We start from the raw sequence: 15,082 nt of genomic DNA, 5'->3' as shown, positions 1-15,082 counted from the left end.
CAGTCGTGCCGCGCCCCCTTCCGTCTCGCGGAAATTCGAGAAGGCCTGCTGCATGCGGTGTGTTTGACGCCCCGCGGCGTCCGCTAGGCCGCGGGGCTGGTTACTGCAGGTGAATCAGCGCTGTTCGACCGGCTTCACGTCACGGCGTGCCGGGCCCACGTACAGCTGGCGCGGACGACCGATCTTGTACTCGGAATCGGTGATCATTTCGTTCCACTGCGTGATCCAGCCGATGGTACGGGCCAGAGCGAAGATGCAGGTGAACATCGAGGTCGGAATGCCGAGCGCCTTCTGCACGATGCCGGAGTAGAAATCGACGTTCGGGTAGAGCTTCTTCTCGATGAAGTACTCGTCCTCGAGCGCGATGCGTTCCAGTTCCATCGCCAGCTTGAACAGGCGGTCGTTTTCCAGACCCAGTTCGGTCAGCACTTCGTAGCAGGTCTGGCGCATCAGCTTGGCGCGCGGATCGAAGTTCTTGTAGACGCGGTGACCGAAGCCCATCAGCTTGAAGCTGTCGTTCTTGTCCTTGGCGCGCTTGATGTACTCCGGCACGCGCGACACGTCGCCGATCTCTTCCAGCATCTGCAGGCAGGCCTCGTTGGCACCACCGTGCGCCGGGCCCCACAGGCAGGCGATACCGGCCGCGATGACCGCGTACGGGTTGGCGCCCGACGAACCGGCCAGACGCACGGTCGAGGTCGAGGCGTTCTGCTCGTGGTCTGCGTGCAGGATGAAGATGCGGTCCAGCGCCTTGGCCAGAACCGGGTTCGGCTTGTATTCCTCGCACGGGGTCGCGAACATCATGTACATGAAGTTGCTCGCGTAATCGAGGTCGTTGCGCGGGTACATGAAGGGCTGGCCGACCGAGTACTTGTACGCCATTGCGACGATGGTCGGCATCTTGGCGATCAGGCGGTTGATCGACACGTCACGGTGGGCCTGGTCCGAAATGTCCATGCCGTCGTGGTAGAAGGCCGACAGCGCGCCGACCACGCCAGCCATGATGGCCATCGGGTGCGCGTCGCGGCGGAAGCCCTGGTAGAACTTGGCGAGCTGTTCGTGCAGCAGGGTGTGCTTCTTGATGCTGGTGAGGTACTCCTCCTTCTGCGCGGCGTTCGGCAGTTCGCCGTTCTTCAGCAGGTAGCAGGTGTCGAGGAAGTCACAGTTTTCGGCGAGCTGCTCGATCGGGTATCCGCGGTACCACAGTTCGCCCTTGTCACCGTCGATGTAGGTGATCGACGACTTGCAGCTGGCGGTGGAGAGGTAACCGGTGTCGTACGTGAACATGCCGGTCTTGCCGTACATCGAACGGATGTCGACCACATCGGGACCGACCGTACCGCTCATGATCGGGAATTCGGTCGTCTGCCCATCGATGGTCAGCGTGGCGGTGCGTTGATTTGTCATGTCTAACCTCTTCACTTCCTAAAAATGCCCGGGCCGAAAAGCGCGCATCAAACCGAACGCAGCAGATCGACCATCCCCTTCAGGCGCGGCTCCTCACATTCAGCGCGCCCGCTGACAATCGCCAACAAGGTGATGTCGTCGTAATGGAGCAGTTCGAACAGCTCTGCCCTCTGTTGTTCACTCAACTCCTCCAGCAACCCGCGGTCGATGACGCGCTGAAGCACCAGATCGAGCTCGAGCAGCCCGCGCCGGCAATGCCAGCGCAGGCGGCCCATGTTCACCGTCTGATCGTTCGCCGCGTCATCCACGTAACTCTCCCTTAAGCCACAAGTCGCTCTCTGCCCGCGAACGGGCACCGCGCCGCCCCTTCGGCAGGGGCGGGCACGGATGCATCATGATCAGACCGCGCGACGGACCATCATGTCCTTGATCTTGCCGATGGCGCGGGTCGGGTTCAGACCCTTCGGGCACACATCGACGCAGTTCATGATGGTGTGGCAGCGGAACAGACGGTACGGGTCTTCAAGGTTGTCCAGACGTTCGCTGGTGGCCTGGTCGCGCGTGTCCGCGATGAAGCGGTAGGCGGCCAGCAGGCCAGCCGGACCGACGAACTTGTCCGGATTCCACCAGAACGACGGGCAGGAGGTCGAGCAGCATGCACAGAGAATGCACTCGTACAGGCCGTTCAGTTCCTCGCGGTCTTCCGGCGACTGCAGGCGCTCGCGCTCGGGCGGATGCTCGTTGTTGATCAGGTAGGGCTTGATCGAGTGGTACTGCTTGAAGAACTGGGTCATGTCGACGATGAGGTCGCGCACCACCGGCAGGCCGGGCAGCGGACGCAGCACCACCGGCGACTGCAGGTCCTTCATGTCGGTCAGACAGGCCAGGCCGTTCTTGCCGTTGATGTTCATCGCGTCCGAGCCGCACACGCCTTCACGGCAGGAACGGCGGAAGGACAGCGAGTCGTCCTTGTCCTTCAACTTGACCAGCGCATCGAGCAGCTTGCGTTCGGTGCCGTCGAGCTCGATCGAGATCGACTGCATGTAGGGCTTCTCGTCGCGGTCCGGGTCGAAGCGGTAGATACTGAATTCGACGGTACGGGCGGTCATGCTGCGTTCCTCAGTAGGCGCGCTTCTTCAGCGCGATGGTGTCAACCGTGAGCGGCTTCATGTTCACCGGCTTGTAATCGAGCCTGTTGCCCTCGCGGTGCCACAGGGTGTGCTTGAGCCAGTTCACATCGTCGCGGCCGTCCGGACGTTCCGGCGTATCGGTCGCGTCGTCGCGCACGTGGGCGCCGCGCGATTCGGTGCGGGCGTTGGCCGACACGATGGTGGCCTTGGCGACCTCGATCAGGTTGTCCAGCTCCAGCGCTTCCAGGCGCGCGGTGTTGAACACCTTGGACTTGTCCTTGATCTCGGTGGTCGCGACCTGCTGCTCGATGTCGAGAATCTTGGACACACCCTCGGCCAGCATGTCCTTGAAGCGGAACACGCCGCAGTGCGCCTGCATGGTGCGCTGCATGGCCAGACGCGTGGCGCCGACCGCCGCGCCGTCCTTCTGGTTGTCCAGGCGGTTGATGCGCGACAGCGAGAAGTCGGCGGCGTTGGCCGGCAGCGGCTTGTGCGCGGCGGGCTGCGACTTGATGAACTCGACCATCGATTCGCCGGACGACTTGCCGAACACCAGCAGGTCGAGCAGCGAGTTGGTACCCAGACGGTTGGCGCCGTGCACTGACGCACAGGCACATTCGCCGGCGGCGTAGAAGCCCTTGACCGGCACGCTCGGATTGCCGTCCTTCGGCACCACGACTTCGCCGTTGTAATTGGTCGGAATGCCGCCCATCTGGTAGTGACAGGTCGGCACCACCGGCAGCGGTTCCTTGATCGCGTCGACGCCGGCGAACTGGATGCCGATTTCGCGGATGCCCGGCAGGCGCTTCATGATCGTGGCCGGGTCGAGGTGGGTGATGTCCAGCATCACGTGGTCCTTGTTCGGACCGCAGCCGCGACCTTCGTTGATTTCGGTCACCATGGCGCGCGACACCACGTCACGCGACGCCAGATCCTTGGCGTTCGGCGCGTAGCGCTCCATGAAACGCTCGCCCGAGGCGTTGCGCAGGATGCCGCCCTCGCCGCGCACACCTTCGGTGATCAGCACGCCGGCGCCGGCCACGCCGGTCGGGTGGAACTGCCAGAACTCCATGTCTTCCAGCGGGATGCCGGCACGCGCCGCCATGCCCACGCCGTCACCGGTGTTGATGAAGGCATTGGTCGAGCTGTAGTAGATGCGGCCGGCACCGCCGGTCGCAAACAGCACGGCCTTGGCATGGAACACGAACACTTCGCCGGTTTCCATTTCCATCGCGGTCACGCCGACCACGTCGCCCTCTTCGTCGCGGATCAGGTCCAGCGCCATCCATTCGATGAAGAACTGGGTGTTGGCCTTGACGTTGCGCTGGTACATCGCGTGCAGCATCGCGTGACCGGTACGGTCTGCGGCGGCACATGAGCGACGGACCGGCTTTTCGCCGAAGTTCGACATGTGGCCGCCGAACGGACGCTGATAGATCTTGCCGCTGTCCAGACGATCGAAAGGCATGCCGTAGTGTTCGAGCTCGATCACGACCTCGTTGGCCTTGCGGCACATGAATTCGATCGCGTCCTGGTCACCGAGCCAGTCGGAGCCCTTGACGGTGTCGTACATGTGCCAGTGCCAGTGATCCTCCTCGGAGTTGCCGAGCGAGGCGGCGACACCGCCCTGCGCCGCAACGGTATGCGAGCGGGTCGGGAACACCTTGGAAATCACTGCGGTGCGCAGGCCGGCTTCAGACAGCTGGATGGCGGCACGCAGACCGGCACCACCGGCGCCGACGATGACTGCATCAAACTTGCGGACAGGTACGCTCACTTACAGTCTCCAGAGAACTTGGGCTGCCCAGCCCAGATAGCCGATCAGGGCAAGCAAGGTCACCGCGTGCAGCACGACGCGCACGCCGGTGGGCTTGATGTAGTCCATGTAGATGTCGCGCACGCCCACCCAGGCGTGGTACATCAGCGACGCGAAGAACAGGAAGGTCGCGAAGCGCATGAACCCACCTGCGAACAGACCGCGCCAGTTCTCATAGTTCAGTTCGCCCATCGACAGCGCGCCGACCGCGAAGATGAGGGTGTAGACCGCCATCACGACGGCCGTGATGCGCTGGCCCAGCCAGTCCTTCAGCCCGTAGTGGGCACCGACAACGACACGATTCACCACAGTTTCACCCCCAGGATCACGGTAAGCGTCAGGCTCACGGCCAGCACCGCGACCGAACTCTTGCGTGCGGTCGCCAGTTCCAGGCCCTTGTGCATGTCCAGCAGCAGAAAGCGGATGCCGGCACAGAAATGGTGCAGATAGGCCCACATCAGGCCGAGCAGGAAGATCTTGGCCAGCGGATGGCCGACCACTGCGCTGAACGATTCGAAGCTCTCCGGCGAACCCAGGCTGGCGGCGAACAGCCACAGCAGCAGCGGCAGACAGAGGAACAGGCCGGCGCCGCTGACGCGGTGCAGGATGGACACGATGCCGGGCAGCGGCAGGCGTATTTCCGTCAGGTGAAGGAACTTCGGTCGGGTCTTGCTGGCTGTGTTGGCCATCTGGCTCGCTCTCCTGGAAAAAATCGTTTCAATCCGCCGGGGCTGGAACCGGCACCGTCAATTCAGCGTATTCAGGTAATAGTGGTCGGCGGTCGAACACAGCCCGCGACGCCACTCCACCGGCTTGTCGTCGTAGGTGTAGGCCACCCGCTCGACCGACAGCAGCGGACTGCCGTCGCTCACTTCGAGGTACTCGGCGCTCTGGCGGTCGGCCGCGACCGCGCGCAGGCGCTCTTCGGCACGCACCATGCGCACGCCGAAACGCGTTTCGAAGAATGAATAGAGCGAACCCTGCTGTTCCTTCAGCACCTCGAGATTGAGGCCCGGGAAGAGGTCGCCGCGCAGATAGATTTCGTCGATCACCACCGGCTTGCCGGCGAACTTGAGCAGCCGGCGCACGATGATGATCTGGGAGCCGACCTCGATGTCCAGCATGCGGGCCACTTCCTGGCCCGCGCGGGCGCGCCAGCATTCCAGCGGCACGCTCTGCGAGGTCTCTATCGTGCCGTTGATCGGCGCGAGACGGAGAAAACGGAAGAAAGCGCGGGGATCGTGATGCGTCGCAACAAAGGTACCCTTGCCCTGTTTGCGCACCAGCAGATTGTCCGCCGCCATCTCGTCGATGGCCTTGCGCACCGTGCCCTGACTCACATTGAAGCGCTGGGCGAGCTCGGTTTCGCTCGGGATCGCCTCACCCGGACGCCACTCGCCGCTCTGCAGCGCCTGCGTGAGCAAGCCGCGTATCTGTCGATACAGCGGGCTGAAGGTGGGGGATTCCTGTGCCATGCAACAATTTCAGCACAGAAATCCTGTCACGTCTACATCGTGTCTGATGTCTTATATATGATATAAATTGATGCCGTGCAAAAACACCGTTCCGACCGGTCAGCCCCCGGCCAGCGGGACCGATTTTTGTGCTGTGTGTCAAAACGGCCGCGGGTCGACCATAATTCGGGCCGCGCACAACGCACCCCAAGGTATAGAACGTACCCGTCCCATCCTCAGACAGGAGACCACCATGTCAAAGACGCCCCTTCGCGTCGCGGTGACCGGCGCTGCCGGTCAGATCGGCTACGCCCTGCTGTTCCGTATCGCCAGCGGTGAAATGCTGGGCAAGGACCAGCCGGTCATTCTTCAACTGCTCGACCTGCCGCAGGCCCAGAAGGCGCTGACCGGTGTGATGATGGAACTGGACGACTGCGCATTCCCGCTGCTCGCCGGCATGATCGCCACCGATGACCCGAACGTCGCGTTCAAGGACGCCGACTTCGCGCTGCTGGTCGGTGCCCGTCCGCGCGGCCCCGGCATGGAGCGCAAGGACCTGCTGACCGAAAACGCCAAGATCTTCACCGTGCAGGGCGCGGCCATCGGCCAGAACGCCTCGCCGAACTGCAAGATCCTGGTGGTCGGCAACCCGTGCAACACCAATGCATACATCGCGATGAAGACCGCCGCCAAGGCCGGTGGCCGCGTGCCGGCGAAGAACTTCACCGCCATGCTGCGTCTGGACCACAACCGCGCGCTGTCGCAGCTGTCGGCCAAGATCGGCCGCCCGGTGTCGTCGTTCAAGACGATGACCGTGTGGGGCAACCACAGCCCGACGATGTACGCCGACTACCGCTTCGCCACCTCGAATGGCGACAGCGTCGCCAAGCTGGTGAACGATCAGGAATGGAACGCCAAGACCTTCCTGCCGACCGTGGGCAAGCGCGGCGCCGCCATCATCGAGGCCCGTGGCCTGTCGTCGGCCGCCTCGGCCGCCAACGCCGCGATCGACCACATGCGCGACTGGCACCTCGGCTCCAACGGTGACTGGGTCACCATGGGCGTGCCGTCCGACGGTTCCTACGGCATTCCGGAAGGCCTGGTGTTCGGCTTCCCCTGCATCTGCGAAAACGGCGAATACACCATCGTCAAGGGTCTGGAAATCGACGAGTTCTCCAAGCCCTACGTCGCCAAGACGCTGGCCGAACTGGAAGAGGAGCGCGCCGGCGTCGCCGACCTGCTCTGATGCCACGGTGCTGCGTACCGTCCGCGTGTCACCCTGTTCCCACCGGGTCGGCATGCGGCGACGCAGCATTGAATCGGAAGAAGCGGCCCGGTAACGTGGCCGCTTTTTTTATGCCGGAGTTGTCCGCATGAATGCCGTCGTCCATCCGCGCGAAGTCCTGTATCAGGGCGAAAAGCCCTTCCCCATCCTGCCCGCGGTCGACCACTACGCCGGCTCGGAAAAGCTGATGCGCAAGGCGCTCGCGCTGCAGGCCGAACTGGGGCCGATCTTCGACGTGACCTGCGACTGTGAGGACGGTGCGGCCGCCGGCAACGAGGTCGACCACCGCCGCTTGTGCGCTGCGGTCATCGCCGGTGATGACAACCTGTTCGGCCGGGTGGGCGTGCGCATCCACGACGTGACCCACGCGCACTGGAAAGCCGACATGGAAGTGATCGTCGGCGAAGCCGGCGACAGGCTGGCCTTCATCACGCTGCCCAAGGCACGCTCGGCCGACGACGTGAAGGTGCAGACCGACTGGCTGCGCAGCTGCGAAACACTGGCCGGCCTCAGGCGGAAGATTCCGGTGCACGTGCTGATCGAAAGCCACGGCGCGCTGCGCCAGGTGTGGGACATCGCATCGCTCGACCGGGTGGAATCGATCGACCTCGGCCTGATGGATTTCGTCAGCGCGCACCACGGCGCCCTGCCCGGCAACGCGATGAAGAGCCCGACCCAGTTCGAGCACCCGATCATCGTGCGCACGAAATGCGAGATCGCTGCTGCCGCACACGGCTGCGGCGTGGTGCCGACGCACAACGTCACTACCGAAATCCGCGACATCGACTTCATCCGCAATGACGCGCGGCAGGCGCGCCGCCAGTTCGGCTTCATGCGCATGTGGAGCATCCATCCGAACCAGATCCTGCCCATCGTCGAAGAAATGCGGCCGGATTTCAGCGAGGTCGAGGACGCGATCGCCATCCTCTGCGGTGCGCAGGACGCGAGCTGGGGCCCGACCCGGCATCACGACACGCTGCACGACCGCGCCTCCTATCGCTACTATTGGGAGCTGCTCGCACGCGCCCACGCCACCGGCGTACCGCTGCCGGACGACGTGCGCAGCCGCTTCTTCGCCTGAGGACACATGAGCCGCGTACCGCCCGTCTCGAAAGAATGCGCCGTGCTGTTCGCCGATCTGGTGGGCAGCACCCAGCTCTATGAGCGCATGGGTGACACCGCGGCGTTCGCGCTGATCGATCGCTGCCTGCGTGCGATGCGCGACTCGGTGGTCGGCAGTTCGGGCCGCGTCATCAAGATGACCGGCGACGGTCTGCTGGCCACTTTCCGCGCCTGCGACCATGCCGCCGATACCGCGCTGGCCATCCACCGCGACATCAGCGGGCTGCCGCTGGCCCACCACTTCTCGCTCGGCGTGCGCACCGGCTTTCATTTTGGCCCGGTGATCGAGACCGGCGACGACATCTACGGCGAGTCGGTGAATATCGCAGCCCGCCTGTCCGAACTGGGCAGCCACGGCCGCGCCATCGTATCGACCGAAGCCGCAGTGCGGCTGTCCGAGCACTTCCAGCACATGGTGCGGCCGATGCCGCCGCGCGTGGTCAAGGGGGTCGCGCGTTCGGTCGAAATGTGCGAACTGCGCTGCGAACATTCCGAACACGTCACCCATATCGGCGGCCTCAACCTGAACACCGGCAAGCAGGAAATGCGGGTGTATCACGGCGGCCGCGTGTGGCTGGTGGGCGCGGAGCATACGCGGCTGCGCATGGGGCGTGACGCTGGCGTCGACATCCTGGTCAAGGATGCGCGCGCCTCCCGCCAGCACTGCGACCTCGAATTCCGCCGCGACCGTTTCATCCTCACCGACCGCTCGAGCAACGGCACCTTCGTCACCATCGAGGGCCAGCACGAATTCGCGCTCACCCGCGAAGAGGTGGTGATCGACGGCCACGGCTGGCTGGCTTTCGGCTCGCCGCGCAGCGCAGCGAGCGACGTGGTCGAGTTCTTCTGCCTGGGCTGATACGGCCCGTCCGTTATCGGGCCTTCACTCAGGCCTTCCGCAGGGCATTTACGTGTTCTGGGTCCTCGCATGAGGTTTGTAAAAATACGTCATCGCGAAATGCTTCGTGCATTCATCGTCTATAGTTCGCGCGCCCCGCGCCCATTCATTCTTTTGACATATATCGAAAGTCATACAACGACCCGGCGGGGCTCGATACGCCGAGGATCCGCACTTGAAGACATCACTCCCCCTGCTCTGCTTCGCCATCGCACTGAGCGGCGGTTGCGCAACCATCACCTCGAACGAGATGCAGACCGTCACGCTGACCACCCGTGACCAGAACGGCGACGTCGTCGAGAACGCCAAGTGCGAACTCAAGAACGACAAGGGCAGCTGGAACGCCAAATCGCCGGGCAACGTCATGGTGCGTCGCTCCGCCGAAGACCTGAGCGTCGAATGCCAGAAGGACGGCATGAGCGCCGGCTTCCTGCGCGCCATCTCGCGCTCCGCTGGCGGCATGTGGGGCAACATCATTCTGGGCGGCGGCATCGGCGCCATCATCGACCACAACAAGGGCACCGGCTACGACTATCCGAACGACCTCGCTCTGCGCATGGGCGAGTCGGTCACGGTGGACCGCCGCGATGAAAAGTCGCCGGCAAAGGACAACGGTACGCAGGCCAACGCGCGTCCCGGCTATCCGTACTGAGGTCCATCTTGAAGTCCGCAGGAAAGCGGCTTCAGGAACCACGTCCGGTTCGAGCCATTTGATGCGGACGTAAAGGTGGCCTTGATTCCGTCTATGCGCACCAATGCGGTGCAGGCGTATCCTTCGGACTTCCGTCTGCAGGATACGCCCCATGTCTGACACGCCTCCCCAGCGGCTCGCCACCCGCGCCATCCACGGCCATACCGCGGATGACGCCTACGGCAGCCCCTATCCCCCGGTCTACAACACCACCACCTTCGGTTTCGCCTCCACCGCTGATCTGCTCGACGTGATCGACGGCCGCACCCGCGGCGGGCTGTACACCCGCTACGGCCTGAACCCCACCATTTTCGCGCTCGAGGAAACACTGGCCGGGCTGGAAAGCGCCGAGGCGGCCTGGGTGTTCGCCTCCGGCATGGCGGCGCTGAGCGCCCTCTTCCTGACCCACGGCCGCGATGGCATCGTGTGCGTCGGCGACGCCTACGGCGGCACGCTGGAGCTGCTTGAAAGGCAGCTGCCCGGCCTCGGTCTGCGCACCCACTGCATCCTCGGCCACGAGACCGACCGGCTGGATGCGCTGCTGGCCGACGGCGTGAAACTGGTGTTCTTCGAAACGCCGACCAATCCGACGCTGGACATCGTCGACATCCGTGCCATGGCCGCGCGCGCACATGCCCACGGCGCGCTGGTCGCGATCGACAACACCTTCGCCTCGCCGGTGAACCAGCGACCGCTGGAGCTGGGGGCGGACATCGTGATGCACAGCGCCACCAAATACCTCGGCGGCCACAGCGACCTCACCGCCGGCGTGCTGATGGGCAGCCGCGCGCTGCTCGAGCCGGTGTGGGCCTGGCGCAAGAATCTGGGCACGGTGCCGTCTCCCGAAACCTGCGCACTGCTGTCACGCAGCCTGCGCACGCTGGTGGTCCGGGTGCGTCAGCACAACGCCAATGCGCAGGCGGTGGCCGAAGCGATGGCGCGCCATCCGAAGATTGCGCGGGTGCACTACCCCGGCCTGCCGGACGCGCCGGGTCACGCGCTGGCGAAAACGCAGATGAACGGTTTCGGCGGCATGCTGAGCATCGTCGTGCGCGGCGGGCGCGACGACGCGACCCGGGTCGCCGACCGGCTGAAGCTGATCCGGCTGGCGCCCAGTCTGGGTGGCGTCGAAAGTCTGGTCACCCAGCCCTGCACCACCACCCACCACGGCATCACGCCGGAAGAGCGCGCCCGGCGCGGCATTCCGGACGCCATGCTGCGGCTGTCCATCGGTCTGGAAGACGCGGGCGACCTGATCGCCGATCTGGAACAGGCGCTGGGCGACTGAGCGCGCGGGCGACGGTCAGAAGCCGAAACCCATCTGGCCGTCGTCGGCCGGCTTCCGGCCACGTCGCGGCGATCCTTCACGGTTCGGATTGCGACTCCCGTGCTGCAGATACACCCGGCGCGCCTCACCGGCCGCGTCCGGCTGCCGGCGGACCGCCCACACCGCGTCGCGCGCGGCCCGGGCCGCCGCCAGGTGATCGACCACCGGCGCCGGATAGTCGCGGCCGATCACGCAGCCGGCCTCCCGCTGCTGTGCGGCGTCCATGCGCCAGGGCTCGGCCAGCAGCGCCAGCGGCACGCGCGCCAGTTCCGGCAGCCAGCGGCGCACGAAAATGCCTTTCGGGTCCTGATCGGTCTGCTGCTTGACCGGGTTGTAGATGCGCAGCGTGTTGATGCCGGTCACACCGGACTGCATCTGTACCTGCGGCCAGTGAATGCCCGGCTCGAAGTCGGTGAACTGGCGCGCCAGATGCAGGCCGGGTTCGCGCCAGTGATTCCACAGCTGGTAGGACGAGAAAGCCACCAGCATGGCGCGCATGCGGAAGTTGATCCAGCCGGTCGCCGCGAGCGCGCGCATGCAGGCGTCGATGAACGGAAATCCGGTTTCACCGGCGCACCAGGCGGCGTGCCGCGAGGCTGAAAAATCTGCCTCGCGCAGACCGTCGTACAGGCGGTTCACCGCGCGCAGTTCGATCTCCGGTTCCGATTCCAGCTTCTGAATGAAATGCGCCTGCCAGTGCAACCGGCTTTCGAAGGATTTCAGCCCGGCCAGCGCCGCCGCCTGATCCGGGCCGGGCAGACGGGCCAGCCAGCGGGCGCGCGCCCGCCATACCGCGTGCACCACCTCGCGCAGCGACAGCGTACCGAAAGCCAGATGCGGCGACAGCCGCGAACAGTCGTGCTCGCCGCTGAGCGGACTGGACATGCCGCGGCGATAGCGCGGCAGCCGCTCGGACAGGAAGGTGTCCAGCTCGGCCAGCGCCTGCCGGCGACCGGCGCGCTGGCGACCGGCGATGTCAGCCCCGGCCACGCCGAGCGCCAGCGGGTCCGGCGTGGACTGCAGACCGGCCAGCGGATGAGCCGCCGCTTCGATGTGCGCAGGCGGCGGCAGCGGTGCAGGCGTCATGCGCGACAGCCAGAGGTCGGACCAGCGGTCGCGGTCGCGCAGCCGGCGCACCACGCCGCCATTCGGGCTCTCATGCCAGGGCACGCCGTGCGCGCGGCACCAGTCGGCGACCGCCCGGTCGCGCGCGAAGCTGGCCAGCGTGCCGGTCTCTTCGTGGCTCCACAGCGCGCTGACCGGGGTCGCACGGTGCAGCGCATCCAGCACCGCCGGCATGTCGCCGCGCAACTGCAGCAGCGACAGGCCCAGCATCTGCAGCCGACGTGTCAGGTCGTCCAGCGCCTCGCGCAGGAAGCCCGCATGGCGTGCATCCATCTCGGGCTGCGCGAGCAGTGACGGCTCATGTACGTACAGCGCGAGCACCGGGCCGGCGGCGGCGGCCGCTCGCAGCGGCGCGTGGTCGTGAATGCGCAGGTCGCGCTTGAACCACACCAGCTGCATCGGTGATCAGACCGCCAGCGCCGACAGCGCCAGACAGGGCGCCACCACCGCGCTGAGCGTCAGCCGCAGGCGCAGATACCAGGACGCCAGGCCGAGCTGACGCGCGAGCTGCGCGTCCATCCAGGCACAGGCGGGCACCAGCGCGGCCATCAGCCACAGACCGGTGGGCAGCGGCACCAGCAGCGCGCACCAGGCGATCAGTGCCGGCAGCACGCCCCAGCCGAGTGCCCGCCACTGGGCCGCTTCGTCCAGCTGCGGCGCCGCGAGCGCCAGCCCCCAGTGCAGCGCGCCAACGAAACTCAGGATGGTGGCGGCGTAGGCCAGCTGGGCCAGCGCCAGCGTGCGGGGCGCGTCGAAGCCGGCCAGCAGTGCCAGCGTCAGCCCGACGAAAGGAATCAGCCCGGCGAGGCCGAGCAGTTGCGCGGGCCGCCGCGCCTGCGGATTGAGGGTCATGCGCATCTCCATGATCAGCGGTGCCAGGGGCGGGCGGTCGACGCGTCGGGCGCGACCGTCTGCCAGAAGCGGGAAAACGAAGGCTGCGGTCGGGGCGGATCGTCGAACTGGCGCGGCACCGGCTGCAGCGTCACCCGGGCGTCCCGCAGCGCCTCGGCATAGAATGGATTCAGCGTGGCCTGCGCGCTCAGCCGGGCGGTCGGCCACAGCAGCCTCAGACGGTCTGCATTGCCGACCACCACGCTGTCGCACAGCGCGCGCATGCGCGCCGCCACGAAGGCCCAGCGCGCGGCGCTCCAGCCGAAGCGCGCGTGGAATCCGGGTTCGATCCAGCCGACCGCGACATGGCCCGGCGGCACCTCACCCAGCGACCACGGGTGCACCAGCCATACCGGGTCTGCGCCGGTCGGCAGCGCGGCGGATTCCGCGGGCGGCGCTCCGGCGTCCGGCTCCTCGATACCCGTGTGCGCGCCCGGCTCGGGTCCGCAGTCGGCCGCGTGGCGGGCACGCCGGTCCAGTGATTCGTAACTGTCGTCGATGGCCGTGCCCCGGCTGGCCAGCGCCGGCGCGTAACGGGCCACGTTTTCGGCGTTGAACAGATAGGGCTTGCCGGTCAGCGTGCCGGCCACCCATTGCCAGGACAGCATGTTGGACGCCAGATCGCCGTCCAGCAGATGGCGGTACATCCAGGTCGCGCCAGCCAGCCAGCCGGTCTTGCGCAGATGCACCAGATAGCTCGCCAGCCACATGCGGGCGTGGTTGTGCAGATAGCCGGTGTCGTACAGCGTGCGCACCGAAGCGTCGATCACCGGCACGCCGGTGCGGCCCTCGCGCACGTCGGCCGGCAGTTCGGCCGCGTAGCGGGCGGCCGGCGCCGGCCGGCGGGCGCTCAGGATGCCGTCGCCCCAGTGCCGCCACAGGTGATGGAAGTATTCGCGCCAGGCGAGTTCGAACACGATCTTGTCCGCCGGCGTCAGCGTATGGCGCTGCCCGAGGCGGGCGATCACCGAAGGCACGTCGACCAGGCCGTGGGTCAGGTAGGGCGACAGCCGGCTCACCGCGCCGTCGAGATGGTTGCGGGTGCGCGCGTAGCGCGCGGGGTCCAGCGCGTCGATGCGGGCGTGGGCTGCCGCAGGCGTGGGCTCGAAGGCGTCGTGCACTGCGGGCAGGAACAGGTCATTCATGGCGGGGTCCGGAACAGGGGCGTCCGGCGCGACAGACCATGTCCGGCCGGGAAAGATTCCGGACACCCGATCCCTTCTCACCGCAATTCAGAAGCTTTGCAGAAAAGCGGTGCAAAGCAGCGCACTTTTAATTGGTTCGCACCGCCCGGGCGGCTCCCTACAGTGCAATCCATCGCATTGATTGACCGCACACGGAGCCCCACCATGAAAACCGCCCTGCGTACCCTCGCCGCCAGCCTGCTGCTCGGCACCGCTCTCGCCGGCAGCGCCCTGGCCGCCGACATCACCCTGCTCAACGTGTCCTACGACCCGACCCGCGAGCTCTATCAGGACTTCAACGCCGCCTTCGCCAAACACTGGAAGGCGAAATCCGGCGACAACGTCACCATCAAGCAGTCCCACGGCGGCTCCGGCAAGCAGGCCCGCTCGGTCATCGACGGCCTCGAAGCCGACGTGGTCACCCTCGCCCTGGCCTACGACGTCGATGCCCTGCACGACAACGGCAAGCTCATCCCCGCCGACTGGCAGAAGCGCCTGCCCCACAACGCCTCGCCCTACACCTCCACCATCGTGTTCCTGGTGCGCAAGGGCAACCCCAAGGGCCTGAAGGACTGGAACGATCTGGTCCGGCCCGGCGTCGAGGTCATCACCCCCAACCCCAAGACCTCGGGCGGCGCGCGCTGGAACTACCTCGCCGCCTGGGCCTACGCGGCCAAGCAGCCGGGCGGCTCGGACGCCACCGCGAAGGAGTTCGTGAAAAAGCTGTTCGCCAACGTGAAGGTGCTCGATTC

General features: G+C 66.0%; 16 protein-coding genes. 6 read left to right on the top strand and 10 right to left on the bottom strand.

The annotated features are described in order from the left end of the window. Positions 1-114: 114 nt before the first annotated feature. The 7 genes from gltA to METUNV1_RS05440 all read right to left on the bottom strand — a co-directional run bounded on the left by gltA (position 115) and on the right by METUNV1_RS05440 (position 5,828). Complete coding sequence (gltA, locus tag METUNV1_RS05470; protein WP_008059642.1) at positions 115-1,407, bottom strand: citrate synthase; 1,293 nt, start codon at positions 1,405-1,407, stop codon at positions 115-117. Between the two features lie 47 nt (positions 1,408-1,454). After that, positions 1,455-1,715 (bottom strand): FAD assembly factor SdhE, encoded by a 261-nt coding sequence (locus METUNV1_RS05465; protein ID WP_008059641.1) that lies wholly within the window; start codon positions 1,713-1,715, stop codon positions 1,455-1,457. Positions 1,716-1,805: 90 nt separating this feature from the next. Next, the gene (locus METUNV1_RS05460) at positions 1,806-2,516 is read right to left on the bottom strand and encodes a succinate dehydrogenase iron-sulfur subunit (protein WP_008059640.1); all 711 of its coding nucleotides are present in this window, start codon (positions 2,514-2,516) and stop codon (positions 1,806-1,808) included. 10 nt (positions 2,517-2,526) lie between these two features. Then, a complete protein-coding gene (sdhA, locus tag METUNV1_RS05455) occupies positions 2,527-4,314 on the bottom strand; it encodes a succinate dehydrogenase flavoprotein subunit (protein ID WP_008059639.1) in 1,788 nt (595 codons plus the stop codon). Continuing rightward, positions 4,315-4,662 (bottom strand): succinate dehydrogenase, hydrophobic membrane anchor protein, encoded by a 348-nt coding sequence (sdhD, locus tag METUNV1_RS05450; protein WP_043359154.1) that lies wholly within the window; start codon positions 4,660-4,662, stop codon positions 4,315-4,317. Then, on the bottom strand, positions 4,656-5,042 hold the full coding sequence (gene sdhC, locus METUNV1_RS05445; protein WP_008059637.1) for a succinate dehydrogenase, cytochrome b556 subunit: 387 nt from the start codon (positions 5,040-5,042) through the stop codon (positions 4,656-4,658). Before sdhC ends, sdhD begins: the two co-directional genes overlap by 7 nt. A gap of 57 nt (positions 5,043-5,099) precedes the next feature. After that, on the bottom strand, positions 5,100-5,828 hold the full coding sequence (locus tag METUNV1_RS05440; RefSeq protein WP_008059636.1) for a GntR family transcriptional regulator: 729 nt from the start codon (positions 5,826-5,828) through the stop codon (positions 5,100-5,102). Between the two features lie 232 nt (positions 5,829-6,060). Here METUNV1_RS05440 and METUNV1_RS05435 point away from each other — a divergent pair, with 232 nt between their 5' ends. The 5 genes from METUNV1_RS05435 to METUNV1_RS05415 all read left to right on the top strand — a co-directional run bounded on the left by METUNV1_RS05435 (position 6,061) and on the right by METUNV1_RS05415 (position 11,091). Next, positions 6,061-7,053: a malate dehydrogenase gene (locus METUNV1_RS05435; protein ID WP_008059635.1), complete on the top strand. Its 993-nt coding sequence runs from the start codon at positions 6,061-6,063 to the stop codon at positions 7,051-7,053. 127 nt (positions 7,054-7,180) lie between these two features. Then, entirely contained in the window at positions 7,181-8,173 is a 993-nt protein-coding gene (locus METUNV1_RS05430) for an HpcH/HpaI aldolase/citrate lyase family protein (RefSeq protein ID WP_008059633.1), read from the top strand. 6 nt (positions 8,174-8,179) lie between these two features. Further along, positions 8,180-9,073 carry an FHA domain-containing protein gene (locus METUNV1_RS05425; RefSeq protein WP_008059632.1) on the top strand — a complete coding sequence of 298 codons (894 nt, stop codon included), beginning with the start codon at positions 8,180-8,182 and terminating at the stop codon, positions 9,071-9,073. 214 nt (positions 9,074-9,287) lie between these two features. Then, positions 9,288-9,764 (top strand): hypothetical protein, encoded by a 477-nt coding sequence (locus METUNV1_RS05420; RefSeq protein WP_008059631.1) that lies wholly within the window; start codon positions 9,288-9,290, stop codon positions 9,762-9,764. A gap of 151 nt (positions 9,765-9,915) precedes the next feature. Then, a complete protein-coding gene (locus METUNV1_RS05415; protein WP_008059629.1) occupies positions 9,916-11,091 on the top strand; it encodes a trans-sulfuration enzyme family protein in 1,176 nt (391 codons plus the stop codon). 15 nt (positions 11,092-11,106) lie between these two features. On the opposite strand, the gene METUNV1_RS05410 is transcribed toward METUNV1_RS05415, so the two are convergent. From METUNV1_RS05410 to METUNV1_RS05400, 3 genes are read right to left on the bottom strand one after another with little or no spacing between them, the layout of a single operon-like run. Beyond that, entirely contained in the window at positions 11,107-12,654 is a 1,548-nt protein-coding gene (locus tag METUNV1_RS05410) for an FAD-binding domain-containing protein (RefSeq protein WP_008059628.1), read from the bottom strand. A gap of 6 nt (positions 12,655-12,660) precedes the next feature. Continuing rightward, positions 12,661-13,107, bottom strand: coding sequence for a DUF3429 domain-containing protein (locus tag METUNV1_RS05405; RefSeq protein WP_043359162.1), 447 nt, complete (start codon positions 13,105-13,107; stop codon positions 12,661-12,663). Between the two features lie 14 nt (positions 13,108-13,121). Beyond that, positions 13,122-14,291: an FAD-binding domain-containing protein gene (locus METUNV1_RS05400; RefSeq protein WP_008059626.1), complete on the bottom strand. Its 1,170-nt coding sequence runs from the start codon at positions 14,289-14,291 to the stop codon at positions 13,122-13,124. A gap of 204 nt (positions 14,292-14,495) precedes the next feature. Between METUNV1_RS05400 and METUNV1_RS05395 the strand changes: the two genes are divergently transcribed. Then, on the top strand, positions 14,496-15,082 hold a 587-nt coding region (locus METUNV1_RS05395; RefSeq protein WP_043359152.1), incomplete at its 3' end, for a sulfate ABC transporter substrate-binding protein.

It is taken from the genome of Methyloversatilis universalis FAM5, assembly GCF_000214035.2.
Lineage (GTDB): Bacteria > Pseudomonadota > Gammaproteobacteria > Burkholderiales > Rhodocyclaceae > Methyloversatilis > Methyloversatilis universalis.
This window is presented reverse-complemented; position numbering and strand designations above follow the sequence as displayed.